A 25,385-nucleotide genomic window follows, 5' to 3' on the forward strand; every position below is an offset into this window, starting at 1 on the left:
GGGATAAAGACGTAAATGAGGTGCTCGAAGTGAAGATGCGATCGTTGATCTTTATGGGTATCCTTCTCCTTGCACTTACGGGATGTACCGAGACATTTGGGCAAGGGAAGGTCCAAAAGGTTGGAATGTTAGTAGAAAGTACAGTGCACGATCAGGCCTGGGGGCAAAAAGGGTATGAAGGGCTTTTGCAAATAAAAGAAGAGCTCAGTGTAGATGTGTACTTTAAAGAAGACGTGAAAACTCAATTAGAGACTCAGCAAGCGATTGAAGCGTTTGCTGATAAAGGGGTCAATTTAATATTTGGACACGGAAGCCGGTACGGGCAATACTTTCAGGAGTTACAAAAGGAGTACCCGGATATTCGTTTTGTGTACTTTAACGGAAGTATTAAAGGCGAGAATATAACAAGCCTTAATTTTAACGCTCATGCCATGGGGTTCTTTGGCGGGATGCTTTCAGCGGAAATGACCGAGTCTAATCAAGTAGGGGTCATCGCTGCTTTTGAGTGGCAGCCAGAGATTGAAGGGTTCTACGAAGGCGTCAATTATGTGAACCCTGAGGCTGAAGTTAACATTCAATACGTGAATAGCTGGGACAACAAGGATCGTGCTCTTCAATTTTATAACCAAATGAGGCAGTCAGGTGTGGATGTGTTCTACCCGGCCGGGGATGGCTTTAGCGTACCTGTGATTGAAGAGGCCAAGTCAACCAATACGAATGCGATCGGATATGTATCAGATCAATTAAGTATTGGTGCTTCTACAGTATTAACGAGTACCGTACAGCACGTGGACAAGCTCTATGTCTTAGCGGCTAAGAAATACAATATAGGTGAGTTGCCTGAGGGAACATTGAACTTTGATTTCCAGGAAGGCGTGATTACTCTTGGGGAGTTCGGTGAAAAGGTACCGGAGAATGTCAGGAATCAGATCACATCTGCTGTTGAGGAATATAAAGAATCAGGGCAATTGCCAAATGAAAGAGAAACAACTGAAAATGAATCGTAAAAAAGCTATCCTACATAAGGAATGGGGAAGACCTCTCCTTATGTAAATAGCTTTTTTTGTTGTTATTTGGTTTTCTTGAATAAAGCGGATAGTTCTTTGATATAGGGCGAAAGCTGTCGATAGGTTTCCATCAGGGTCTCCGTTGTATCGATCAAGTCGAAAGATGAATCTGTTTCTTTATTGGAGTCAACTTCTTCTGACTTATTCGGCTCTCGCCTGCCGAATAAGAATGACTCAAAATCTCTAGGTTGATTCGTTGATTTCTCCGACATAGGTCAATCACCTCCTTACCCATAAGATATGGAGGTGGGCTTTGTTTTGGGAGGGCTTCTGTCTAAATGTGACGAGGAGTTCTGCTTGCATGTCATCTTTAGATGTCTTATTATTAGTACCAAGTCATAAGAATAGATATTATTACTACCTTTAAGGGGATGAATATATGAAGAGTGCAGGTATTTTAGGGATTGGACACTACGTCCCTGAGCGCGTACTAACCAACTTTGATATGGAAAAAATCGTCGATACGACTGACGAATGGATTCGCACTCGTACCGGTATTGAAGAACGTCGCATTGCTTCTGATGATATGGATACATCGGACCTTGCGTACGAAGCAGCTGTGAACGCTTTAGAAGATGCTAATGTCAAAGCAGAAGATCTTGATATGATCCTAATTGCTACTGTAACAGGAGAGACGTTATTTCCTTCAGTAGGGAACCGCCTGCAAAAGCGTTTAGGCGCTACAAACGCAGCATCAATGGACTTAGCAGCAGCTTGCGCTGGCTTTATGTATGGCATGATCAGCGCCCAGCAGTTCATTCAAACGGGAGCTTATAAGAACATCCTTATTGTAGGTGTTGAGAAGCTATCTAAGATCACAGACTGGGAAGACCGAAATACATGTGTCTTATTCGGTGATGGTGCAGGTGCAGCTGTAATGGGACCTGTTAGTGAAGGAAAAGGTATCCTTTCCTTTGAATTAGGTTCAGATGGGGCTGGAGCGCCATTCCTTTATCAGAACCAGGGTGAGTTCTTGCAAATGAATGGACGAGAAGTCTTCAAGTTTGCGGTTCGCCAAATGCCTGAATCTTCTATGAAGGTTCTTGAGAAAGCGGGACTTACGAAAGAAGAAGTTGATTTCTTAGTTCCACACCAGGCGAACATACGGATTATGGAAGCAGCTCGCCAACGTTTAGAAATTCCTGAAGAGAAAATGGCGACCTCTGTGAAGCGATATGGAAATACTTCCTCAGCTTCCATCCCAATTGCCTTATCAGAAAACGTAAAAAACGGTAAAATAAAAGATAACGATGTAGTTGTACTTGTCGGATTTGGTGGCGGCCTGACATGGGGCGCTGTAGCACTAAGATACGGAGTTTAATTCAAGGAGGACATGTTTATGGATTCAAGACGAGTTGTCATTACAGGGATGGGATCAGTATCCCCTCTTGGAAATGATGTAGAAACGATGTGGAATAATATTGTCGAAGGGAATTCGGGTATTGCCCCTATTACAAAAGTAGACCCAAGTGAATTTAATGCAAATGTTGCTGGGGAGCTAAAAGACTTCGAACCAGGTAATTTCTTTGACAAGAAAGAAGCAAAACGGATGGACCCATTCACACAGTATGCGTTAGCAGCTTCCCTAATGGCCGTAAAAGACGCAGGATTAGACATCAACGAAGATATCGCACATCGGACAGGTGTATGGATCGGCTCTGGTATTGGTGGGATGACCACATACGATGAACAGTTCCGTAAGTATATGGACAAGGGTGCTCGCCGCGTAAGTCCATTTTTCGTTCCTATGTTAATTCCAGATATGGCAGCTGGCCAGGTTTCCATCGCAACGGGAGCCAAAGGAATTAATTCTTGTACGGTTACAGCTTGTGCATCTGGTGCCAATTCTATTGGAGATGCCTTTAAAGTCATCCAGCGTGGTGATGCTGATTATATGATCGCAGGTGGAGCGGAAGCCCCTCTTACACCAATGTCATTCGCTGGTTTCTCTTCCATGAAAGCTTTATCCCCAGTGGAAGACCCAACGAAAGCCAGCCGTCCGTTTGATAAAGAACGTTCTGGCTTTGTTATGGGTGAAGGTTCAGGTATCCTTGTTATGGAAACGTTGGAATCTGCGAAGAAACGTGGAGCTAAGATCTACGCTGAAATCGTTGGTTATGGATCTACAGGAGATGCTCACCACATTACAGCACCTGCTCCAAATGGAGAAGGCGCATCTCGTGCGATGAAGCAGGCAATTGAGGATGCAGGTCTTACACCTGATTCCATTGATTATGTTAATGCCCATGGTACGGGGACGGCTTTAAACGATAAATTCGAAACGGAAGCTGTAAAAGCTGTATTCGGAGACCACGCTTACAAATTAGCGATGAGCTCAACGAAGTCTATGACCGGTCACCTTCTAGGTGCGGCAGGAGCAGTTGAAGCAGTAATTTCGATTAAGAGTATTCTGAATAACATTCTGCCTCCTACGACGAATTATGAGAACGAAGATCCAGATTGTGATCTAGACATCGTGCCAAACGAAGCGCGCGAGCGTGAAGTGAACACGGTCTTAAGTAATTCACTAGGCTTTGGTGGTCATAACGCAACATTAATCTTTAAACAATATCAAGACTAATAAAAAGCCTGTCATCCTATTAATAGGGTGACAGGCTTTTTTTATGCTTTATGCTAGGAAGGTTCTTCGTTATCTTCCTTCTCTGCGGTTTGCGTAGTAGCATCCTCTGCATTGAAGAATTGCTGAATCGTTTCTTGTGTTTGCTGTTCATTATGGCCTAGTACTTCGGCTCCGGCTTGAGTGGTCATTGGCCACCATTCGCCATCAGCAGGAATACGAGCCGTTTCGATATTTTCAGGTGTATCCATTAAGAATCGGCGTCCATAATTAAATACAATCTCATTCGTAGACATACTCGTGTTAACGTATTGCGTTAAAGCTCCAACGGTTTTAGGTAACTTTGTGATACTTGTGACCGACACAAGCTTTTCCTTTAACGCCGAGATGACTTTCTGTTGACGTAACACACGGTTAAAGTCACCCTTTGCATCGTGTCTGAAACGGGCATATCCTAAAAGTTCTTCACCATTAAGCTTCTGTACCCCGGGCTGAAGGTTGATGTTCACCGTTCCAGCATTATCCTGGTAGTACATGCGCTTTTCTACATCAATTTCAATTCCCTCTGGTGCCACAATATCTACAATCTCTTTAAAGCCGTTAAAGTTCACGACCGCGTATTCATCGATGTGAAGTCCAAAGTTCTTCTCAATCGTTTCTGTTAGTAAAGGAACCCCGCCATCTGAATAAGAGGCATTAATGCGGTTGTATCCTTTTCCTGGGATATCCACCCATAAGTCACGCATAATGGATGCAAGTTTCACTGTACCCTTCCCAGTGTCATACTGAGCTACCATAATGGTATCAGTACGTGCGGGTTCCCCGTTTCCTCTTGAGTCACTTCCTACAAGGAGAACATTCACTTTTTCATCTTTTTGATTTTCCTCGATGTTTTCAAGTTGATCACGGTCTTCGAATGCTTGTTTTGTTTTATCAGCTTCTTTTTTATCAAACCCTCCGCCAGCTTCACTTTGTCCAGCCATGAACTGGGAAGAAATATAGGCAACCATACTAAAGAAAAGTGCCGCTACGATGAAGGCTAGAAATCTTCTTCTGCGTTTTTTCTTTTTGCGTCTTCTTATAATTCGACGTGTTTCTGCCATCCTCGTACCTCCTCTCCAAAAAACCACTTATTTATTAATGTACTCTTTCTTTAATGTGAAGTAAAGAGCGTATTTTATGCCACATTATTCGACAGACCGTATTGGAATGAGGGGGTAGGTCCATGCATACAATAGATAGAAAAAGGTGGGGACGAGCTGTGGAGGGGATGGAATGGTTCCGCTATTTTTGTTTTTAGTTGGGTTCGGATTTGCTGTGTCGGGTGGAGTGACGATCATCGCTTATTTAAACTTTTTGCCTGCAGGATTCAGTTGGATGGACTATATGATGTTTATAAAAGAACGGCCAGAATGCTATCTTCTTCCTTTTGGAATTCTCTTTATTACAATCGCTGTCTATTTGTTCCCTCAAGATTCTTGCTAAATGTTGGGTTTTTTTCGAATAAAACGGTTGTGCTTGGTTCATACTGATTTCTACAGAAGAAAACGTTTAAAAAGTGAGGGTTTCGTATGCTATATCTACACGATGTATGGGTCAATTGGTTTGAAGGTGAAGAGAATGGGTATAACGTTTGTCCATTCCATGAATGGCGTAAAGAAGACGGAATCGAGCTCCTGGACCAGGTACCACTGTTGTATGTACATCAAGCACTATACCACTATATAGAAAACGACCTCCAAGACCTACCTCAAGATCTACTAGATGCGGTATATAAGCGGGCGTACCTACGGAAGAATCAAGAGCGTATCTCTATTGAATATGCATTTGTTGTAACAGATGGGTCCTCTGTACTCGCTGTCGACACAATGGGGTACAACCTCCCTGTTCGTAAAAGCAGACTGATTCCACGTCAAGAGCGCCTTGTCTATGACATGATTGATCAACAAAAGCCAGAGTCTTATAACTTTGCCTGTAATGACGACAAAGAGTACCACATTCTTTCTCCGCACCCTGTTACGATGGTGGGGCTAACGCGTAAAGAACGTCAACTTAAGCAACTGTTAATGATGGCACTTGATCAATTACAAACAACACAAAACATATCTGAAGTTCGCTACTGGCTAACTGAATGGGATCCAGGCCAGTATAGCGCGATGCACAACCTGAGTTTCGATCAAACATGGCAACTCCTTTACAACGGTCTCAGTGAAGGATGGTCTAAGAATCACGAAGAGCTTTGTCATAAGCTTGTTAAAGGACAACCATTCTTTGAAAAGCTGTGGGAACTCGAACAGAATCAAGAAGTGAATAAAGGTGTATAACCTATGATCCGTTCCTTTTAGGGGGAGCGGATTTTTCTTGTGGAGAAGGAGGCTGAGGCTTGAGAGCGGTGGGGCATGGCTAGAAAGTGGATTGGGACCACGAGAAAGCGAGTGGAGACGGCGAGAAAGCGGACTATGACGTCGAAAAAGCAAGCGGCGTCGACTAGAAAACGGACTGTGATGTCTAGAAAGCGAGCGGCGACGTCGAGAAACCAGCTTGTGACGTCGAGAAAATGAGCCGGCACGTCAAGACCAGCGAACTGACGTCTAGAATGATCCACTGAGCCATATAAAGACAAGCTGCACTCATATATAAAAGAGGGCTCACCGAAAGAGAGCCCTCATCCATTCTTATTTTTTCTTCTTAACTCTTCCTAATCCCATTGCTTTTTTAGCTTTACGAATCATTTTAGAAGCTTCGTAATTTGCTTTTTCAGCTCCGCGATCTAAAATGTCATCTAATTCTTCAGAGTCAATTAACTCGTAGTAACGCTCTTGGATTGGGCGCATACCTTCAACAACCGCGTTGGCACAGCCTTGTTTAAAGTCGCCGTATCCTTTTCCTTCATATTTTGCTTCAAGGTCCTCAATGCTTTCTCCGCTGAAGCTAGAGTAGATCGTAAGCAGGTTCGAGATCCCTGGTTTGTTTTCTTTATCGTATTTTACGATGCCTTCAGAATCCGTAACAGCACTCTTGATTTTCTTTTCCATTTGCTTTTCTGTATCAAGCATGGAAATGAATCCTTTCGTGTTCTCATCGGACTTACTCATCTTACTCGTTGGGTCTTGAAGAGACATAATGCGCGCCCCGACTTCTGAGATGCTTACTTCCGGAACAGTGAAGATATCATTGTACTTATTGTTGAAGCGTTGAGCTAAATTACGCGTCAGCTCAAGGTGCTGCTTTTGGTCTTCGCCGACTGGTACGATGTCTGTTCCATAGAGTAAGATGTCGGCCGCCATAAGAGGAGGGTATGTTAAGAGACCGGCTGAAACTCCTTCACGACTTGCTTTTTGGGATTTATCTTTAAACTGCGTCATGCGCTCAAGTTCTCCGATATACGCAACGCACTGTAGCAACCAACTTAGCTGCGTATGCGCAGGGACTTCAGATTGAATAAATAAAGTAGACTTCTCTGGATCAATCCCAACCGCAATATAAAGAGCAGCAAGGGAGCGAATGTTTTCGCGAAGCTTCAGACGATCCTGTGGGACCGTAATGGCGTGCTCATCTACGATACAGAAGTATGCGTTATTCTCTTCCTGAAGTTCAGGGAAGTGTTTTAAAGCACCAAGATAGTTCCCGATTGTAAGGGTTCCGCTTGGTTGGATTCCTGAAAAGATTGTTTTCATGACTATTCACCTCAGTTAATTTTTTCTGACAATAAAAAAGGTCCATTCGTCTACGTCTGAAACGTAGGGACGAATGAACCGTGGTGCCACCCTAATTATCCTAAAGGGGATTCCTTTAAGATCACTTAACCTGTTATCGCCAGGAGTACGGTGTTTCATACTATTCGTTCTGAAACACAGCCAGAAAGTCCACTTCCAATTCACCGTGCTGCCTGTTCTCACCATTGCAGGCTCTCTGTATGCAGAGGGGAAATTGTACTCTCTTTCTCATCGCTTCATATACATTGTGTAAAAATTATAGTTAAAAATCATCCGAAATGCAAGTAGCACTAGAAAAAGTTAATAATAGATCACCAACGAAACGACCATCACCGCTGCTAAAAGCACCCCTTGAAAAAGAACGGCTCGAATCATGATGTCAGATAGAGGGGTGGAAGAGGACGCTTTCGTCTGATCTTGCTCTTTATGGAAAAGGCTTATGAATAATCGGCCCCGCACGAGAATAAGAATGGTTCCAACAACAATATAGAAAAAAGAGATGTAAAACAAAACATTAATCAGTTGGAACAAGTTTCGTTCAGGGGCAAAGAAGCCCCAGATAATTAGCGTAAGCACCACGTTAAAAGCTAGCAAGAACCATTTCCTTTGAATGAGTGAAGTCATGTGAATCATCCTTTATAAGATCGTAAGGGTAGTATACCATGACCAGAAAAAGGTTGAATAAACAAAAGTTAGGTTTTGCGAACTAAAAAAATGGGAATATTTTCATTGCTATTACTGAATTGGAGGGAAGTTTCATGTCAGAAAAGGAAAATTTTAAAAAAGGCTCCCAAAAGATGCTAGTTCTCTTTTATAATAGGGATAACTACACATATAGGAGTCGATGTTGATGGAGAACAAACAACTTAAGATTTTATCCCTCATTGGAATTCTCCTGCTAAGTTTTATTTCCCCGTCTTTAGCGCATGCAGAAGGTGAAGAGGAAAGTGGACAAAAAGCACAATTCCATACTGAGCGAAAAATGGCCAAGAAAACGTTAGACCTACCAGACAGAGTCCCGCGCTTTGTATATGATTCAGGATTAGACTTTACATACCCAGATGCCGTACGCGGCGTTTACGTAACAGGGCCAAGTGCTGGTGGAAGTCGTTTTGAGAAATTAGTAAATCTGATTCAAACGACTGATTTAAACAGTATGGTAATTGATATTAAGGAAGACGCCGGTATCATTACTTACCAACCAGAAGAGGGCACTCCATACGAAGATGTAGGGACCAATTACATTAAAGACCCACGCAAATTATTGGAAACATTAGAGAAAGAAGAGATCTATCCAATTGCTCGTATTGTTGTTTTCAAAGATTCAAAGTTAGCGGAAAAACGCCCTGACTTATCATTCACAGAAAACGGGAAAGTTTGGAAGAATGGAAAAGGCGAAGCGTTTGTGAGTCCGTTCCAAAAGGAAGTATGGAAATATAACGTAGAGTTAGCAAAGAAAGCAGCAGAAATGGGCTTTCAGGAAATACAGTTTGACTATGTTCGTTTCCCGGAAGGATTTGAACGAAGAGACGATATTCTCTCCTATGATGAAGGAGACTATGCTGACTTTGAAGGAGACAATGTACAGAAGCGTGTAACAGCTGTTACAGACTTTGTAGAGTATGCTCGTTCTGAATTAAGCAACTATGATGTAGACGTGTCAGTGGATATCTTCGGATATTCCGCTACCATTCCGGAAGCGCCAGGTATTGGTCAGAACTTCTCTAAAATCGCATCAAATGTGGATGTTATTTCATCCATGATCTATCCTTCGCACTGGACATCTTACTTCGGCATCCCGTTCCCGGATAAAGAGCCGTATAAGCTTGTATCAGAATATGCGAAAGTTGAAAATGAAGTACTTGGGAAACTCGAAGACCCACCAACATCCAGACCTTGGATCCAAGACTTCGAAGCACCATGGCTATACAGTGGCCCAACGAAACAGTACGGGAAAGCTGAAGTGGAAGCGCAAATCCGTGCTTTAAATGAGAATGGCATTAACGAGTTCCTTCTATGGAATGCAGGGAATTCCTACACAGAAAACGTAGACTATACGCCATAAACGAGAAAGTGACTCAGATAATCTGAGTCACTTTCTTTAGTTTTTATTCATGTTGGTTGAAATAAAAGGGGTTGATTTTATATAAATCCACTTACTAAAAAAGGAAATGGCAAGGGGATGAAGAAGAAAGTGTTAGGACAAAATGGGTTTTATGGTAAATAAAAGAAGGGTGCGCAAAGGGAGAATGCTCGATTCGCATAATTTTTTGCGAATTTCGAAATCGCAAAATTCTACATATGTCGACATTGGTAGCGCTTTCAATAAACAGTTAGGGAGGCGAAAGGATCAAAAATTCTGTTGAAACTATCTGAAAAATGTGTGTATAATGAAAACAGTCAATTTTGTTAACAAATCGTAAACAAATTGTTAACTTCTTACGTAAATCGCAGGGGAATGATCGGATTGCTTAAACTAGACCAAACAGATTTGCGAATTTTGCAATCGTTGCAAGCAGACGGCCGTAGACCATACACAGAGATTGCGAAGCAATACGGGATTAGCGAGGGGAAGGTTCGATTTCGAATTAACCGTATGATGGAAAGTGGAGTATTTGAATTCGTCATTCACGCTAACCCGAGTAAGATTGGTCTTCATGTACAAGCAATCATAGGAATTGTGACCAAGGTTGGTTACAGAGACAAGGTGGCAATGGAATTATCAAATTGTAAAGAGGTACGATTCGTCGGTGCTTTCGCTGGAAAGTATGAAATTATGATCCAAGCCTATTTTTCTAGCAATGAAAGACTTATAGAATTCACAGATTTATATTTGTCAAAGGTAGAAGGAATTGAAGCTACAGACGTATTTCTGGAGTTAAAAGACTATAAGGATTCGTTCTCATACATAGATCTGGCGGATGAGCAGCTATAATTTTTTCATAATTTGAATTGTCAGAACATTGCTTCTTGTCACTTGATTGTGAATGTGAGAAAACGGCCACAATTAGAAATTTAAGGAGGTGGTTCTTCAACTGCGGATCCGACCCAGCGGATCGAAATATCTGGACATTGAAATTTAAAACGCAATAGGGGGAGAAAAACACATGAAGAAAAAGCTATTTTTATTTAGTATTTTGCTTGTCTTCTCAGTAATCCTTGCAGCTTGTTCCGGCGGCGATGATTCATCTTCTGATGATAGTTCAAACGATGATCAGGCACAAGAAGACAACTCTGGCGATAGCAATGATAATCAAGACGAAGGCAGCGGTGAAATGGCGGATGAGCAAGTATTCACTGCAAACATTTCATCTGAGCCATTCTCTTTAAACCCAGGTCTAGCGAACGACTCTACATCTGGTAACGTACTACTTCAATCATTTGAAGGTTTAACTCGTATGGACAAGAACGGTGAACCACAACCGGCAATGGCTTCTGACATTCAAGTATCTGATGATCAGAAAACATACACATTCACAATCCGTGAAGATGCAAAATGGTCAAATGGTGACCCTGTTACAGCACAAGACTTCGAATATGCTTGGAAATGGGCACTAGATCCAAATAACCAATCTCAATATGCATATCAGTTATACCCAATTAAAGGTGCTGAAGACTTCAACTCAGGTAACCCTGACACAGATGATCTTGACGCGCTTAAAGACGCTGTAGCGATTACAGCTGAAGATGATCAAACACTTAAAGTTGAGTTAAATAACCCAACTCCATATTTCCTACAGCTAACAGCGTTCTATACTTACTTCCCAGTAAACCAAGAAATTGCTGAAGCTAACCCAGAATGGTATGCAGATGCTGGTGAAAACTACGTATCTAACGGACCATTCAAAATGACTGAATGGGGTCATAACGAGAAAATCGTTCTTGAGAAGAACGATCAGTATTGGGACAAAGATAATGTAAACCTTGAGAAAATTGAGTTCGCTATGATTAACGACCAAAACTCAAGTCTAAGCAGTTTCCAAAATGGTGAATTTGACTGGACAGGTTCTCCGTTCAACTCTCTTCCACCAGAAGCGATTCCTTCACTTAAAGATGAAGGCACTCTAAACATTGAACCAATTGCTGGTACTTACTGGTATAAGTTCAACACAGAGAAAGAACCATTTAACAACGTAAACATCCGTAAAGCATTTGCTTACGCGATTGACCGTGCAGGAATTGTTAAGAGTATTACAAAAGGTGAAGAAATCCCAGCAATGGCTGCGGTACCACCGACAATGTTCGAAAGCAACGAAGAAGGTTACTTTGATGCTTTAAACGTTGAGAAAGCGAAAGAGCACCTTGAAAAAGGTCTTGAAGAGCTAGGTTACGATAGTGTTGAAGACCTACCTACTATCGAACTTTCTTATAACACTCAAGAAACACACGCGAAGATTGCTCAAGCAATCCAAGACATGTGGAAGAAAAATCTTGGTATTGATGTAACGCTTAACAACAACGAGTGGGCGGTTTACATTGAAACGCTTCACCAAGGTAACTACCAGATCGGACGTATGGGTTGGTTAGGTGACTTTAACGATCCAATCAACTTCCTTGAGCTTTACAAAGAAAAAGGCGGTAACAACGATACTCGCTGGCACAGTGAAGAGTACGCTTCACTTCTAGAAGACTCTCAAACAGAGACTGATTCTGACAAGCGTCTAGAAATGCTTAAAGAAGCTGAAGGTATCCTAATGGATGAAATGCCAATCGCACCTATTTACTTCTACACGAACAAATGGGTACAAGATGAGAATCTTAAAGACGTAATGATGTCTGGTCTTGGCGATGTTCAGCTTAAATGGGCTTACTTTGAAGCAGAGTAAGAGTTAGCAAGACTTCTTAAGGTATATGAGGGTGCTCCCTCATATACCTTCTCTTCTTAATAAGAAGGTTATGTAATATTTTGGAGGTGTATCCAACTTGTTAAAGTATATCGGCAAACGGCTTCTGTACATGGTGCTTACCCTTTGGGTTATTGTTACTGTCACGTTCTTCTTAATGCGTGCCGCACCAGGTTCTCCGTTTACATCTGAGAAAGACCTGCCAGATGCCATTAAAAAGAACTTAGAGGCGTATTATGGATTAGATAAATCCGTATTTGGTCAGTATTTAGATTACTTAGTATCGGTAATTAATTGGGACTTCGGGCCATCATTTAAATATAAAGCCCAATCCGTTAACGACTTAATTAATAGTGGTTTCCCTGTTTCATTTGCGTTAGGGATGGAAGCGATCTTCTTAGCGCTTGGTTTAGGTGTTTTACTAGGTGCAATTGCTGCACTTCGACACAATAAATGGCAAGACTACTCAGCGATGGTGCTTGCGGTACTAGGAATCTCGGTACCAAGCTTTGTTATGGCATCTTTCCTGCAGTACGTGTTCGCTATTAAACTAGGTATTTTACCAGTTGCTCGGTGGGAATCATTCTCTCACACGATCTTACCAGCTTTAGCATTGGCCTCGACGCCGATGGCCTTTATAGCTCGCTTAACGCGTTCTAGTATGCTTGAGGTATTAAGCAATGATTACATTAAGACAGCCAAGTCAAAAGGGCTGAACTCTACTGAAATTACGGTGCGACATACGATACGAAATGCGATGATGCCTGTTGTATCTTATATGGGACCTTTAATTTCAGCGATTCTGACAGGAAGTTTTGTAATTGAGAAGATATTTGGTGTTCCGGGACTAGGAATGCACTTTGTAACAAGTATTCAAAACCGAGATTATTCCGTAATTATGGGAGTCACTGTATTCTTTAGTGTTCTTCTGCTTGTATCGATCCTTCTTGTCGATATTGCGTACAGCTTAATAGACCCACGCATCAAATTAGCGGATGATAAGAAGGGAGAGTAACGGATGCAACAACAACACATACCAAAAGAAATGTTTGAGCAAGTTGGTGGAGATACTTCTGATTCTGAAAAGATATCGCGTCCCAGTATTTCGTTTTGGAAAGATGTCTGGATGCGATTTAAGAAAAATAGATTAGCACTTACGGGGATTATCTTAATAGTGATCTTAGCGATTATGTCCATTGTAGGACCGATGCTCACTCCTTATGATTACCGTACGACGGATTTAATTAACTCAAACCTGGCTCCTTCAGCGAACCACTGGTTTGGTACAGATGACCTTGGGCGTGATATTTTCACACGTGTATGGAAAGGTGCTCAAATTTCCCTATTCATTGGTCTTGCAGCAGCAGTCATTGACCTATTTATTGGAGTAATTTGGGGTGGACTTAGTGGTTATATTGGTGGTCGCACAGATGAGTACATGATGCGTTTTGCTGATATCCTATGGGCCGTACCTTACCTTCTTATGGTTATTCTTTTAATGGTAGTACTTGGTCAAGGATTAGGAACGATGATTTTGGCGATGACCATTACAGGTTGGATTAACATGGCACGTATTGTGCGTGGTCAGGTATTACAGTTAAAGAGTCAGGAATATGTGATGGCAGCCCAAACGCTTGGAGCGAAGACGAGCCGAATCATGTTCAGACACTTAATTCCAAACGCAATGGGTCCAATCTTGATTACGATGACGTTAACAGTACCAAACGCAATCTTTACAGAGGCTTTCCTAAGCTACTTAGGTCTAGGTGTACAACAGCCTTTAGCAAGTTGGGGAACAATGGCCAGTGAGGGTCTTCCTGCACTGCAGTACTACCCATGGCGCTTATTCTTCCCAGCCTTATTTATCTGTTTAACGATCTTTGCATTTAACGTAATCGGGGATGGCATGCGAGATGCGCTTGACCCAAGACTTCGTAAGTAGAAGGGGTGAACTAATCAATGGATAATATCCTAGAAGTAAACGATCTGAAAGTTTCATTTAATACGTTCGCAGGCGAAGTCCAAGCGGTCCGTGGTGTAAACTTTCATGTGAAAAAAGGGGAGACTCTTGCAATTGTAGGGGAATCTGGTTCCGGTAAGAGTGTAACCACCCAGGCAATTATGCGCTTGATCCCAATGCCACCAGGTGAAATCAAAGGTGGAGAAATAAATTTTGAAGGTACGGATCTTGTTCAGAAGACAGACCGACAAATGGAAAAAATCCGCGGTAAAGATATTGCGATGATTTTCCAGGATCCAATGACTTCCTTGAACCCAACGATGAGAATCGGTCGACAAATCATGGAAAGCATGATTAAGCACCGTAAAATCTCAAAGACAGATGCGAAAAAGCGTGCGATTGAACTGTTAGACCTTGTTGGGATCCCAAGACCTGAACAACGTGTTGATCAGTATCCACACGAATTCTCAGGTGGTATGAGACAGCGTGCAATGATTGCAGTTGCTCTTGCTTCTGATCCGAAATTATTAATTGCCGATGAACCGACAACAGCCCTGGACGTTACAATTCAGGCTCAGATCCTAGAATTGCTGAAAGACATCCAGAAGAAGACGAATACATCGATCATCTTCATTACGCACGACCTCGGAGTTGTAGCGAATGTTGCCGACCGCGTATCGGTCATGTACGGTGGTAAAATCGTAGAGACAGGAACGGTTGATGAAGTCTTCTACAATCCGAAACATCCGTATACATGGGGACTACTAGCATCCATGCCAAGCTTAGATGCGGAAGACGGAGAGTTGCAGGCGATCCCTGGTTCACCTCCTGATTTAACAAACCCGCCTAAAGGGGATGCATTCGCAGCAAGAAACAGCTATGCGATGAAGATTGATTTTGAACAAGAACCTCCAATGTTTAAAGTGAGTGATACACACTATGCGGCAACGTGGCTCCTGCATGAAGATGCTCCTGCAGTTGAACCTCCAACAGTCGTACAAAGACGTATCGAGCATTTCAAGGAAAAGGCTGGTGAACGATAATGGCCGAAAACCAAGAAGTACTAGTTGATATTAAAAACCTGAAGCAACACTTCGGAAAAGGGCAAAACAAAGTAAAGGCTGTAGATGGTCTTACATTCCAAATTTACCGTGGGGAGACGATGGGACTTGTAGGGGAATCCGGTTGCGGAAAATCTACTACAGGAAGAACCATTATTCGTCTCTATGACGCGACAGATGGTCAAGTTATCTTCAACGGTGAAGATGTTCATGGTAAGAAATCTAAGGCAGAAATGAAGAAATTTAATCGGAAAATGCAAATGATTTTCCAAGATCCATATGCCTCTTTAAATCCGCGTATGACGGTTTCAGATATTATTGCTGAAGGCGTGGATATTCACGGACTTGCTAAGACGAAAACAGCGCGTATGGAACGAGTTTATGAACTTCTTGAAACAGTGGGTCTAAACCGTGAGCACGCGAACCGTTATCCACACGAGTTCTCAGGAGGTCAACGTCAACGTATTGGAATTGCCCGTGCATTGGCTGTAGATCCTGAATTTATCATCGCCGATGAGCCGATTTCAGCTCTTGACGTGTCGATTCAGGCTCAGGTTGTAAATCTACTGAAAGAATTGCAGGAAGAGAAAAACCTAACGTACCTTTTCATTGCACACGATTTATCCATGGTGAAATACATCAGTGACCGCATTGGTGTAATGTATTTTGGTAAGCTTGTAGAAGTCGCTGACAGTGAAGACTTATACAAAAATGCTTTCCATCCTTACACGAAATCGCTAATGTCCGCTATTCCTCACCCAGATCCAGATTATGAGCGTAACCGCAAGCGTGTTACGTATGATGTGGAAGAGCATCGTAGAGAAATGGATGGCGAGGAACCAGAATGGCGTGAAGTTAGTCCAGGTCACTGGGTATCTTGTACGCAAAAAGAATATGAATCCTATAAACAGCAACTTCAAACACAGTAGTTGGGAAGCTCATCTTTAGAAAAGATGGGCTTTTTTTGTGCGTATGGCGTCATTCTCTTCCATAAATTCTTTTGCCGCTTACCACATTAAAGCGCCAAAAAAAGAAAATCGACATCCGTTAGTCTAACGAATATCGCGCGAATAAAATCCAACAATTCAAAATTATTAGAAAGTTTTTTCGTTTGAGCATTATATTATCACAAAATTCTAACAAAATAAAGCGAATTTCCTATCTTTTTAAGCGAAAAAATTACTTCATACATGATTGTGAAGTGAAGTTTTATACTAAAGAGCATAGGGAATGAAATTAAATAGGGTTCGGACGAGTTAAATTTAACAAAATGGAGAAAATTCGTTATAATATAAGAGACTACAAAATAAGGAGTAGATCAATGAATTGGTATGAAAAGCTTAATAAGTATTTTCCTATCGAAGAAATGAAGTCAAGAGAACACATGGAAAGGCTTCTGAAGGAACAAGGTGATGTATACAAGAAGGATGAGAGCGATGAGCACGTCTTAATGTATGCTGAGTTTGACACTTTTATCTTTATTGATTATGTCTGGGTTTCTGCGAAAACACGCGGAAAAGGAACTGGACATAAATTAATCCAGAAGCTTAAAGAGAAAGGTAAACCGATCATCCTTGAGGTTGAACCGGTCGATTATGAAGACACTGACACCGAAAAACGCCTCCGTTTTTATCAAAAAGAAGGATTCGAACACGCAAATTCCATCGGTTACGCTCGTCGTTCCCTTGCGACAAATGAGTTGAACGAAATGGAAATCCTCTTCTGGTCCCCTGAGCACGAATCCGAAGCTTCCATCTATGACAAAATGAAACAAATGTATGAAAGAATTCACACGTATAAAGATAAAGAGCTGTATGGGAAGTCGTATCAGCCTGTAGATGAAGTGTTGACGCTTGATGAAGATCGAGATATGGACAACATTCTTGACGCATTGAAAAAGCCTGAAAACGCTTAATCTAAACGAAAAACAGCAAGCAGAGTAGGATTGGATCTGCTTGCTTATTTTTTTTAGTTTTTGAAGTTTTTACTAACATGAAGGATTGATTGAGACCTCTGAGCCCCTACTTCCACTAAACGAGTTTACTTTTTTAACTTTTTTATAACTTTTTGAAACTTTTCTTGCTGTGAAACGTTTAATAATACTACGAAGGTGGAATATCCATTGTATATCAGAAGACATTCTAAAAGCTTTGTGGTAACATAAAAACATTTTCTATAGCATCTATCCAATTTCAAACAATTGTAGTATACTTATTCTAGGATACTTATTTAAACTAATTTTAATTTAATAAACGATTAAAAGTACTTTTTTCGTAATAAATTCATTGAGGAGTGAAGCTTGTATGGTAACACTTTATACTTCTCCAAGTTGTACATCATGTCGGAAAGCGAAAGCATGGTTAGAGGAGCATGAAATTCCGTTTCAAGAACGTAACATTTTCTCAGAACCTTTGACAATTGACGAGATAAAAGAAGTATTACGAATGACAGAAGATGGTACGGATGAAATTATCTCAACCCGATCGAAAGTCTTCCAAAAGATGAATGTGGACCTTGATCAGCTTCCGATGAAAGAGCTGTTCGATATGATCGCACAACATCCTGGACTACTTAGAAGACCTATTATTGTGGATGAAAAACGCCTTCAGGTCGGTTACAATGAAGATGAAATCCGTCGTTTCCTTCCAAGAAAAGTACGTACATTCCAATTACAAGAAGCCCAGCGCTTAGTGAATTAAATAAAAACCTGCAATCCTCTGTAAAAAGGGCTGCAGGTTTTTTTGTACATACTTTTATACACGCGTTCTTTAAGAAGGACGACTCTTTAGAGTGTTGTACCAAAAGCCTGTTCCTAAAACAATGATGATTGTAGCAGGAGGAATGATCCAATGGAAAAATGGGAAGTCGCTGTAGAAGTACTGTAACGTTGCTTCCCCGAGAATCATCTCGGCTGCTGTGTAGGCAAGAACTGCTGCTCCTATGTAAATTAGGAAAGGGAATTTTTCCATTAATCGAAGGATTAACTTACTGCCCCAAATAATAATGGGAACAGAAATAAGCAGCCCAAAAACAACGAGGTAAACTTCTCCTCTGGCAGCTCCTGCGATGGCTAATACATTATCAAATCCCATAACTAGGTCAGCGAAGACAATGGTTTTGACAGCTGCCATCAGGCTTGTGTGAGCCTGAATTTCAGGCCCGTCTTCTTGGTCGGTGATCAAGGTCATAGCAATATAAACTAGGAGTACTCCACCGACAAATTGTAAGAACGGGATTTGCAGTAAAAAGACGGCAATTCCTGTCATTAGAATTCGTAATCCTACCGCGAGGCCTGTACCAAGTAAAATAGCTTTATTGCGTTGACTCATCGGTAAATTTCGGCTTGCAAGGGCAATGACAATCGCATTGTCTCCCCCGAGCACTAAGTCAATTCCAACAATAATGAGAATAGATTGAATGATCTCAAAATCCACAAAAAAACCTCCCAGTTCTAGTGACAAAGCCGCCTAAATAAGCTACAATGTTAAATTAACTAACCCTCTAGTTATACGTATATGTACAACCATGGGAGATCATGATTAAGGATCATGTAGGTCATTCGTTTGTTTTTACTTTTTTGAGCAATTCTGTTTTCAATTAGCAGGGTAGTATCATAAAATGGTATTACACGTAGAAAGAGCACATCAAATGGTTGAGAATAGTCATATGAGGGTAAGGTAAAGTAATAGCAATATTGAAAGGGTGAAGTTTTCCCTTCCACCTTTAACTAATCAACAGAAGGGAGCGAGTTCCATGGAAATCGAACGCATTAATGAAAATACAGTAAAGTTCTATGTTTCCTACATTGATATTGAAGATCGAGGTTTTGACCGCGAAGAGATTTGGTACAATAGAGATAGAAGTGAACAGCTCTTCTGGCAAATGATGGACGAAGTAAACGATGAAGCAGACTTTAATATAGACGGTCCGTTGTGGATTCAAGTACAGGCTATGGATAAAGGCCTAGAAATTGTTGTAACGAAAGCGCAAGTTTCTAAAGATGGCCATAAGCTTGAATTACCAACAGAGGACGGTAAAACATTAGATATGCCTGTGGATGAGAAGCTTGAATCACTTCTAGATCAAGAAATGAATTCAAATCAAGAAGGTGAGCAGGACGGAGAGGACGAAGCAGTAGAGTCCGATAATCTATCCTTTGTCATTGGATTCCGCGATTTTGAAGATGTAATCCAATTAAGCCATTACTTCTTGAATGCACAATATGTAGAAGACCAATTGTATCACTTTGAAGGCTCGTATTATCTATACGTTCAATTTGCCGATGGGCAGTTAAGTGACGAATCTCAAGAGAATATTCTGAGTCAACTACTCGAATTTGGCCATGAATCGCCACTTACGGTTCATCGCCTAGAAGAATACGGTAAAACGATCTTCGGTGAAAATGCGTTAGAACATATCAGTAGTTACTTCCCGGCAGAGTAAACGATGAGCGGCACCTTTCCATAAGGAGCCGCTCTTTTATACGTTCTATAGGATGAAGGAGCATTCTTTCGCCGAAAATAAAAGAAAGAACCTCATCTTACCTACATATATTGAAACAAAGGTAGTAAGGGCAGAAGGGATACTAGTTGGAGAAAGGAATCGAAGCGTATGTTCAAACGGATTCAGGTTCTCGTATTTATGGGGATATTAATCGGAGTATTTTATGTAACGAAAGAATTGTGGCAAGGATGGCTCATCGGAGCCGTTTCCATTCTATTTACGATTTCAGCTATATTTATTGGTTTATTGATTTTCTTTGAGAATCGACATCCGACACAGACGCTGACGTGGCTCCTTGTGCTTGCAGCGTTGCCTATTGTCGGTTTCTTCTTTTACATCTTATTTGGACAGAACTATCGAAAGAAGAAAATGTTCCGTAAAAAGGGTGCATTGGATGAAGAAGCCTTTCGGAAAATTGAAGGCGAAAGCGACATCATGCCTTATCAAGTGGAACAGATGGGTGACCACCAAAAGATGCTGGTCCGCCTGGCGCAACGCCTTGGTCATTCTCCGATCACGTTTAGGACCGAGACCAAGGTATTAACAAATGGGGATGAGACATTTGATGCAATCCTTGAAGAATTGAAAAAAGCCACTCATCACATCCATATTGAATATTATATTGTGCGTCATGATCATATTGGGAATGAGATTAAGCAAATTTTAATGGATAAAGCACGAAGTGGAGTGAAAGTTCGATTTCTTTACGACGCTGTCGGGAGCTGGAAACTTTCTAGTCAGTATAAAGAAGAGTTGAAGGAAGCGGGCGTTGAAATGAAGCCATTTCTCCCTGTAAAACTTCCCTTTTTAAATAATAAAATTAACTTTCGAAATCACAGGAAGATTATTGTAGTAGATGGAAATACAGCGTTTGTCGGTGGATTAAATATTGGGGATGAATACCTCGGACGTCATGAGTATTACGGATTCTGGAGAGACACGCACCTGTATGTTCAGGGAGAATCTGTCCGAAGCTTGCAATTGATTTTTCTGCAGGATTGGTACTATATGACAGATGAAACGCTCCTTACCAATGAGTATTTATCGCCTCAACTTGTCGAGCGCGAAAACCTAGGCGGAGTTCAGATGATTGCTAGTGGGCCAGATAACGAGTGGGAAGTGATTAAGCACGTTTTCTTTTCCATGATTGTCTCAGCGAAGCATTCCATTTGGATCGCTTCTCCGTACTTTATACCGGATGAAGATATACTGACAGCGCTAAAAGCTGCATCGTTAAGCGGGATCGATGTGAAGATTCTAATGCCAAGCCGTCCGGATAAGCGGATTGTCTTTCATGCCTCCCGTTCCTATTTCCCTGAACTTCTAGAAGCAGGTGTAAACATCTACGAGTACCATAAAGGGTTTATGCACAGCAAAATTATGATTATTGATCAGGAACTCGCTTCGATTGGAACATCCAATATGGATATGAGAAGTTTCCACTTAAATTTCGAAGTGAACGCCTTCTTGTACAGAACCAAGAGTACTAAAACATTAGTGGATGATTACGAGCGGGATCTCCATTCATCGAATCAAATTATCTTAGAAGATTTCCGTAAGCGCGCACTTATGAAACGCTTCATGGAATCCACAGCCCGCCTCCTATCCCCGCTCTTATAAGCAAAGCCCTGACCTGCGACGTAGGATCAGGGCTTTTTTGTTTGTAAGGGTGGGGAAGGAGAGGTCCGTTGCCAGAAAAGAGAAGGGGCTTGCTCGGGGACAACTCGCTTTCCTGCGGGGAGCTGGGAAGCCTCCTCGTTCGCTATCGCTCTCTGTGGGGTCTCCCCTAGGCTCTTAACCCCGCGGGAGTCTCGCAGTCCCCGATCAAGCCCTGGAGTTTAGTAGTTGAACGGACCGCATTTCATTGCTCTCTAGAATTCAACCTTCCCCTAAAAGGGCGTGTTTCCGTTAATATTAATATTGAAAAGAAGGGTCTGGGAACTGCGAGACTCCCGTGGGCTGAAGAGACAGTCTATTTCCTGGGTGGAGGATCTAAAGCTGCCTTACTTGCATGATAATGGTTAACGGCTTCTTTTGAAAAAGAAGGAATATCAGAAGGGGTGGAGAATAGGTATGGTGGAGGTGATGTATGTTAAAAGCAATCACAAAAGATGGCATCGCTCATGTATTAGCACGATACACAAAGGAGGAGATTTATGAATTAAGAAGACAACCCTTTTATTGTCCAGCCTGTTCTGAAGAAGTCACCCTGAAAGCTGGTTCTAAAGTTATTCCTCATTACGCACACAAGCCACATGGAACGTGCCGTATGCAAGAGGTTGGGGAAGGGGCTTATCATGAAGCAGGAAAATGGCAGTTATACGAATGGCTGCGGCGGCAAGGGTACCATGTAGAGTTAGAAGCTTATTTGCCTTCGATCCAACAGCGGCCTGATTTGTTGCTAACCATTCGGGAAAAGCGTGTCGCTATTGAGTACCAGTGTTGTCGTATTTCCCCGGAAATGATCAAATTGCGCACGGAAGGTTATAGATCAGCAGGGATTATCCCTTTATGGATTTTAGGTGGAAATCGCCTGAAGCGCGCTCATACCAATATGCTTTCTCTTACTTCGTTTGAAAAACTCTTCTTGCAGCAATTTAAAGCCACTCCTCATCCCATGCTCTTGTTTTATTGTTCTTCCACCCATCAGTTCGCCCGTTTTTATCGCCCTTTGTTACTCACCAATCGTAAGTCGCTTGGGAAACTTTCGTTCTTTCCGTCCACCTCATGTAGTTTAACTTCTCTTTTATCTCCTCATCAGACTGTCTCACCTTCTTATGTCTTTCAATCCTGGTTAAAGGAAAAAAGGCGGTTTAGAAAGCAAGTACCAAGAAAAATGAACAAAAGCTCAGATTTTTCTTGGAGACAATGGCTTTATCTCCGACGCTTGCATCCAAGTACTCTTTCAGCTCTAATCCATTTGCCCGTCCCGTTCTCCTACGTATATGAACTTCCTCCCTATCAATGGCAGGCCAAAATCCTGATGGACGAAATTCACCCCCAGCCTACGGGGGAACCTTTCTCATTACCTGTCTATCCCTTCAGCAAAACGACGTGTACCGATCTACCATTGCTACCTGATACTCAAAAACCAATCGAGCTTTACACAAACCTTCTATGTGAGATTGGAATTCTGAAGAAATTAGAAACCGGTAAGTATGTGAAGCTCATAGATCTCCCTATGCCCACAACTGTTCACGAAGCGATCGAACAGGACGAATGGGTATTAAAAGAACTTCTGAATCGTTCCCTGCTATAAATCATCATCCCCCCTTAGTTGAAACCAAGGGGGGATGAAAGATTGGTTTTCAGGAAGTCCCATTGTGCGCGGCAATATCTTAGCATGATTGCATGGCTTTCGGGTATAATGGTACTAGGAAAATAATAATTTTTCTGACATTTCGGAAGGTTTTTCGGGACCCGAAAAAGAAATGTAATAGAAGAAGAAATGAAGGAGGAATTCCATTGGCTAAAGAACTACCAAAACGAGACGAAATTCCAGAGGAACGAACCTGGAGACTCGAAGATATATTTTCAACCGATGAAGCTTGGAATGAAGAATTTGAGGCAGTTAAGCAGTTAACTCCTAAAATCAAAGAGTATAAAGGTAAATTACACGAATCTGCAGATACGTTATATGATCTTCTGAAATTACAAGATGAAGTGGCGAATCGTGTAGGGAAGCTATTTACATATGCGCACATGCGTTATGATCAGGACACGACGAATTCTCACTATCAAGATATGAACACGAGAGCAGAAAGTTTACTGACTCAAGTGGGTAGTGCGATGAGTTATATTGACCCAGAGATTCTTGCGATGGAAGAAGGAACAGTGGAGAAGTTCCTTAGTGAAAAAGAAGAGCTTAAGTTGTATGAGCATGCACTAAATGAAATTACACGTGCGCGCCCTCATACTCTTTCTGAGAAAGAAGAAGAACTTCTGGCTCAAGCTTCTGAGGTGATGTCGAATCCTCAACAAACGTTTGGCATGTTAAATAATGCTGACCTTACTTTCCCGACGCTTACAGATGAGGATGGAAATGAAGTCGACCTTACTCATGGTCGTTACATTCGTTTCTTAAAATCTAAGGATCGTTCTGTCCGTAAGCAGGCGTTTGAAGCGATGTATGACACCTACGGGAACTTCAAGAATACGTTCTCCTCAACATTAAGTGGAGTAGTGAAGAAGCATAATTTCAGTGCGAATGTACGTAATTATGATTCCGCACGTCAGGCTGCGCTAGATTCTAATAACATCCCTGAAAAGGTATATGACAACCTTGTAGAAGCAGTGAACGACCGTCTTCCTGCTTTACATCGTTATGTAGAGCTACGCAAAGAGATTTTAGATTTAGAAGATGTTCATATGTACGATCTTTATGCTGACCTTGTGCAGGACGTAGATATGGATATTCCTTACGAAGAAGCCCAAGAGACGGTACTAAAAGGACTGGCGCCGTTAGGGGAAGAGTATACGGACATTATCCAAGAAGGGTACAAAAATCGCTGGATTGATGTGGATGAGAACAAAGGAAAGCGTAGTGGCGCTTATTCATCCGGTACCTATGGAACAAACCCGTATATCCTAATGAACTGGCAGAATAACTTAAATAACTTGTTTACACTCGCGCATGAATTAGGCCACTCGATGCATAGTTACTATACAACGAGTACTCAACCTTACCGTTATGGAAATTACTCGATTTTCGTGGCTGAGGTAGCTTCTACTGCAAATGAAGCTTTATTAAATGATTACTTGCTACAGAATACAACAGACGAAAAGCGGAAACTCTATTTGCTTAACCACTTCCTCGAAGGATTCCGTGGTACGGTCTTCCGTCAGACACAGTTCGCTGAATTTGAGCATGATATTCATGTACGTGCGCAGAACGGAGAAGCATTAACTGCTGATCGTTTAACAGAACTATACCATGACTTAAATGAGAAATACTTTGGAAAGAATGTAGTTGTAGACGACGACATCGGTCTTGAGTGGGCCCGTATCCCTCACTTCTACTACAACTACTACGTATATCAATACGCAACAGGATACTCTGCCGCTACAGCATTAGCTTCTCAGATCTTAAAAGAAGGAGAACCAGCCGTTGATCGCTTTAAAGGATTCCTAAAAGCCGGTAGCAGCGACTTCCCGATTGAAGTTCTGAAGCAAGCAGGGGTAGATATGACTTCTAAAGAACCAATAGAAGCAGCTCTTGATGTCTTTGAAGAAAAACTTGCAGAATTTGAGAAGTTAATCAAGCAAAAATAATAAAAAGCGACTCCTTCAAAGGAGTCGCTTTTTTGTGTATTTCTAATAAAAGTAAAAAAATGATTCAGTTTGCTTTTGAAAGAGCAAGGTGGTAGATCGGGGGTGTAGGTTCAGCTTGGGTCCGTTACGATAAGAGTGCTTGGGCTGTCTGGAGGACCACTCGCTTTCCTGCGGGGAGCTGGGGAGCCTCCTCAATCGCTACGCGCTTTCCGGGGTCTCCCCTAGGCTCCTTACCCCGCGGGAGTCTCGCAGTCCTCCAGACAGCCCCTCCCTTAGAAGGGTTAACGGACTTGTTCATCGGCTTAATGCGCTCCCATTTCTCATACATGGTACGTACCGTTTCTCCTCAATGGGCAAAGGTGGTCCTGGAAATTGCGAGACTCCT

23 protein-coding genes and 1 other annotated feature are annotated in these 25,385 nt (G+C 41.9%); of the genes, 18 read left to right on the plus strand and 5 right to left on the minus strand.

What is annotated here, in order from left to right; genetic code table 11:
* Positions 1-35 precede the first annotated feature (35 nt).
* Entirely contained in the window at positions 36-1,007 is a 972-nt protein-coding gene (locus QNI29_RS04960; RefSeq protein WP_231418453.1) for a BMP family ABC transporter substrate-binding protein, read from the plus strand.
* A 62-nt stretch (positions 1,008-1,069) separates the two neighbouring features.
* On the opposite strand, the gene QNI29_RS04965 is transcribed toward QNI29_RS04960, so the two are convergent.
* A complete protein-coding gene (locus QNI29_RS04965) occupies positions 1,070-1,279 on the minus strand; it encodes a hypothetical protein (RefSeq protein WP_231418417.1) in 210 nt (69 codons plus the stop codon).
* A 167-nt stretch (positions 1,280-1,446) separates the two neighbouring features.
* Here QNI29_RS04965 and QNI29_RS04970 point away from each other — a divergent pair, with 167 nt between their 5' ends.
* Together QNI29_RS04970 and fabF are read left to right on the plus strand one after the other, a co-directional pair.
* The gene (locus QNI29_RS04970) at positions 1,447-2,388 is read left to right on the plus strand and encodes a beta-ketoacyl-ACP synthase III (RefSeq protein ID WP_231418416.1); all 942 of its coding nucleotides are present in this window, start codon (positions 1,447-1,449) and stop codon (positions 2,386-2,388) included.
* Between the two features lie 18 nt (positions 2,389-2,406).
* On the plus strand, positions 2,407-3,648 hold the full coding sequence (gene fabF, locus QNI29_RS04975) for a beta-ketoacyl-ACP synthase II (protein ID WP_231418415.1): 1,242 nt from the start codon (positions 2,407-2,409) through the stop codon (positions 3,646-3,648).
* A gap of 53 nt (positions 3,649-3,701) precedes the next feature.
* Here fabF and QNI29_RS04980 read toward each other — a convergent pair whose 3' ends face one another.
* On the minus strand, positions 3,702-4,748 hold the full coding sequence (locus QNI29_RS04980; protein ID WP_231418414.1) for an LCP family protein: 1,047 nt from the start codon (positions 4,746-4,748) through the stop codon (positions 3,702-3,704).
* 172 nt (positions 4,749-4,920) lie between these two features.
* Here QNI29_RS04980 and QNI29_RS04985 point away from each other — a divergent pair, with 172 nt between their 5' ends.
* Together QNI29_RS04985 and QNI29_RS04990 are read left to right on the plus strand one after the other, a co-directional pair.
* A complete protein-coding gene (locus QNI29_RS04985; RefSeq protein WP_231418413.1) occupies positions 4,921-5,130 on the plus strand; it encodes a YuzI family membrane protein in 210 nt (69 codons plus the stop codon).
* 86 nt (positions 5,131-5,216) lie between these two features.
* Positions 5,217-5,969 carry a YjbA family protein gene (locus QNI29_RS04990; protein WP_231418412.1) on the plus strand — a complete coding sequence of 251 codons (753 nt, stop codon included), beginning with the start codon at positions 5,217-5,219 and terminating at the stop codon, positions 5,967-5,969.
* Between the two features lie 351 nt (positions 5,970-6,320).
* Here QNI29_RS04990 and trpS read toward each other — a convergent pair whose 3' ends face one another.
* Positions 6,321-7,322 carry a tryptophan--tRNA ligase gene (trpS, locus tag QNI29_RS04995; RefSeq protein ID WP_231418411.1) on the minus strand — a complete coding sequence of 334 codons (1,002 nt, stop codon included), beginning with the start codon at positions 7,320-7,322 and terminating at the stop codon, positions 6,321-6,323.
* Positions 7,323-7,384: 62 nt separating this feature from the next.
* Positions 7,385-7,602: a binding site (T-box leader), on the minus strand.
* Between the two features lie 59 nt (positions 7,603-7,661).
* Positions 7,662-7,985, minus strand: coding sequence for a hypothetical protein (locus QNI29_RS05000; RefSeq protein ID WP_231418410.1), 324 nt, complete (start codon positions 7,983-7,985; stop codon positions 7,662-7,664).
* A gap of 226 nt (positions 7,986-8,211) precedes the next feature.
* Between QNI29_RS05000 and QNI29_RS05005 the strand changes: the two genes are divergently transcribed.
* The 9 genes from QNI29_RS05005 to spxA all read left to right on the plus strand — a co-directional run bounded on the left by QNI29_RS05005 (position 8,212) and on the right by spxA (position 17,925).
* Positions 8,212-9,426 (plus strand): putative glycoside hydrolase, encoded by a 1,215-nt coding sequence (locus QNI29_RS05005; RefSeq protein ID WP_231418409.1) that lies wholly within the window; start codon positions 8,212-8,214, stop codon positions 9,424-9,426.
* A gap of 402 nt (positions 9,427-9,828) precedes the next feature.
* On the plus strand, positions 9,829-10,296 hold the full coding sequence (locus tag QNI29_RS05010; protein ID WP_231418408.1) for an Lrp/AsnC family transcriptional regulator: 468 nt from the start codon (positions 9,829-9,831) through the stop codon (positions 10,294-10,296).
* A 172-nt stretch (positions 10,297-10,468) separates the two neighbouring features.
* Positions 10,469-12,187, plus strand: a complete 1,719-nt coding sequence (locus QNI29_RS05015) for a peptide ABC transporter substrate-binding protein (protein ID WP_231418407.1) — start codon at positions 10,469-10,471, stop codon at positions 12,185-12,187.
* 97 nt (positions 12,188-12,284) lie between these two features.
* Positions 12,285-13,220, plus strand: coding sequence for an ABC transporter permease (locus QNI29_RS05020; protein ID WP_231418406.1), 936 nt, complete (start codon positions 12,285-12,287; stop codon positions 13,218-13,220).
* Positions 13,221-13,223: 3 nt separating this feature from the next.
* Complete coding sequence (locus tag QNI29_RS05025) at positions 13,224-14,147, plus strand: ABC transporter permease (RefSeq protein WP_231418405.1); 924 nt, start codon at positions 13,224-13,226, stop codon at positions 14,145-14,147.
* A 17-nt stretch (positions 14,148-14,164) separates the two neighbouring features.
* Positions 14,165-15,208, plus strand: a complete 1,044-nt coding sequence (locus tag QNI29_RS05030) for an ABC transporter ATP-binding protein (protein ID WP_231418404.1) — start codon at positions 14,165-14,167, stop codon at positions 15,206-15,208.
* On the plus strand, positions 15,208-16,155 hold the full coding sequence (locus QNI29_RS05035; RefSeq protein WP_231418403.1) for an ABC transporter ATP-binding protein: 948 nt from the start codon (positions 15,208-15,210) through the stop codon (positions 16,153-16,155). Before QNI29_RS05030 ends, QNI29_RS05035 begins: the two co-directional genes overlap by 1 nt.
* A gap of 392 nt (positions 16,156-16,547) precedes the next feature.
* Complete coding sequence (locus tag QNI29_RS05040; RefSeq protein WP_231418402.1) at positions 16,548-17,141, plus strand: GNAT family N-acetyltransferase; 594 nt, start codon at positions 16,548-16,550, stop codon at positions 17,139-17,141.
* 388 nt (positions 17,142-17,529) lie between these two features.
* On the plus strand, positions 17,530-17,925 hold the full coding sequence (spxA, locus tag QNI29_RS05045) for a transcriptional regulator SpxA (RefSeq protein WP_231418401.1): 396 nt from the start codon (positions 17,530-17,532) through the stop codon (positions 17,923-17,925).
* A gap of 69 nt (positions 17,926-17,994) precedes the next feature.
* On the opposite strand, the gene QNI29_RS05050 is transcribed toward spxA, so the two are convergent.
* Positions 17,995-18,660 (minus strand): TerC family protein, encoded by a 666-nt coding sequence (locus tag QNI29_RS05050; protein ID WP_231418400.1) that lies wholly within the window; start codon positions 18,658-18,660, stop codon positions 17,995-17,997.
* 319 nt (positions 18,661-18,979) lie between these two features.
* Here QNI29_RS05050 and mecA point away from each other — a divergent pair, with 319 nt between their 5' ends.
* The 4 genes from mecA (at position 18,980) to pepF (ending at position 25,000) form a co-directional block, all read left to right on the plus strand.
* Positions 18,980-19,669: an adaptor protein MecA gene (mecA, locus tag QNI29_RS05055; RefSeq protein WP_231418399.1), complete on the plus strand. Its 690-nt coding sequence runs from the start codon at positions 18,980-18,982 to the stop codon at positions 19,667-19,669.
* A 168-nt stretch (positions 19,670-19,837) separates the two neighbouring features.
* Positions 19,838-21,349, plus strand: coding sequence for a cardiolipin synthase (gene cls, locus QNI29_RS05060; protein WP_284526854.1), 1,512 nt, complete (start codon positions 19,838-19,840; stop codon positions 21,347-21,349).
* A gap of 469 nt (positions 21,350-21,818) precedes the next feature.
* Positions 21,819-22,988: a competence protein CoiA gene (locus QNI29_RS05065; protein WP_231418398.1), complete on the plus strand. Its 1,170-nt coding sequence runs from the start codon at positions 21,819-21,821 to the stop codon at positions 22,986-22,988.
* A 206-nt stretch (positions 22,989-23,194) separates the two neighbouring features.
* Complete coding sequence (gene pepF, locus QNI29_RS05070) at positions 23,195-25,000, plus strand: oligoendopeptidase F (protein ID WP_255688589.1); 1,806 nt, start codon at positions 23,195-23,197, stop codon at positions 24,998-25,000.
* The last annotated feature ends 385 nt before the right edge of the window (positions 25,001-25,385 follow it).

Source organism: Pontibacillus chungwhensis (assembly GCF_030166655.1).
In the GTDB taxonomy this organism is placed as follows: Bacteria; Bacillota; Bacilli; order Bacillales; family BH030062; genus Pontibacillus.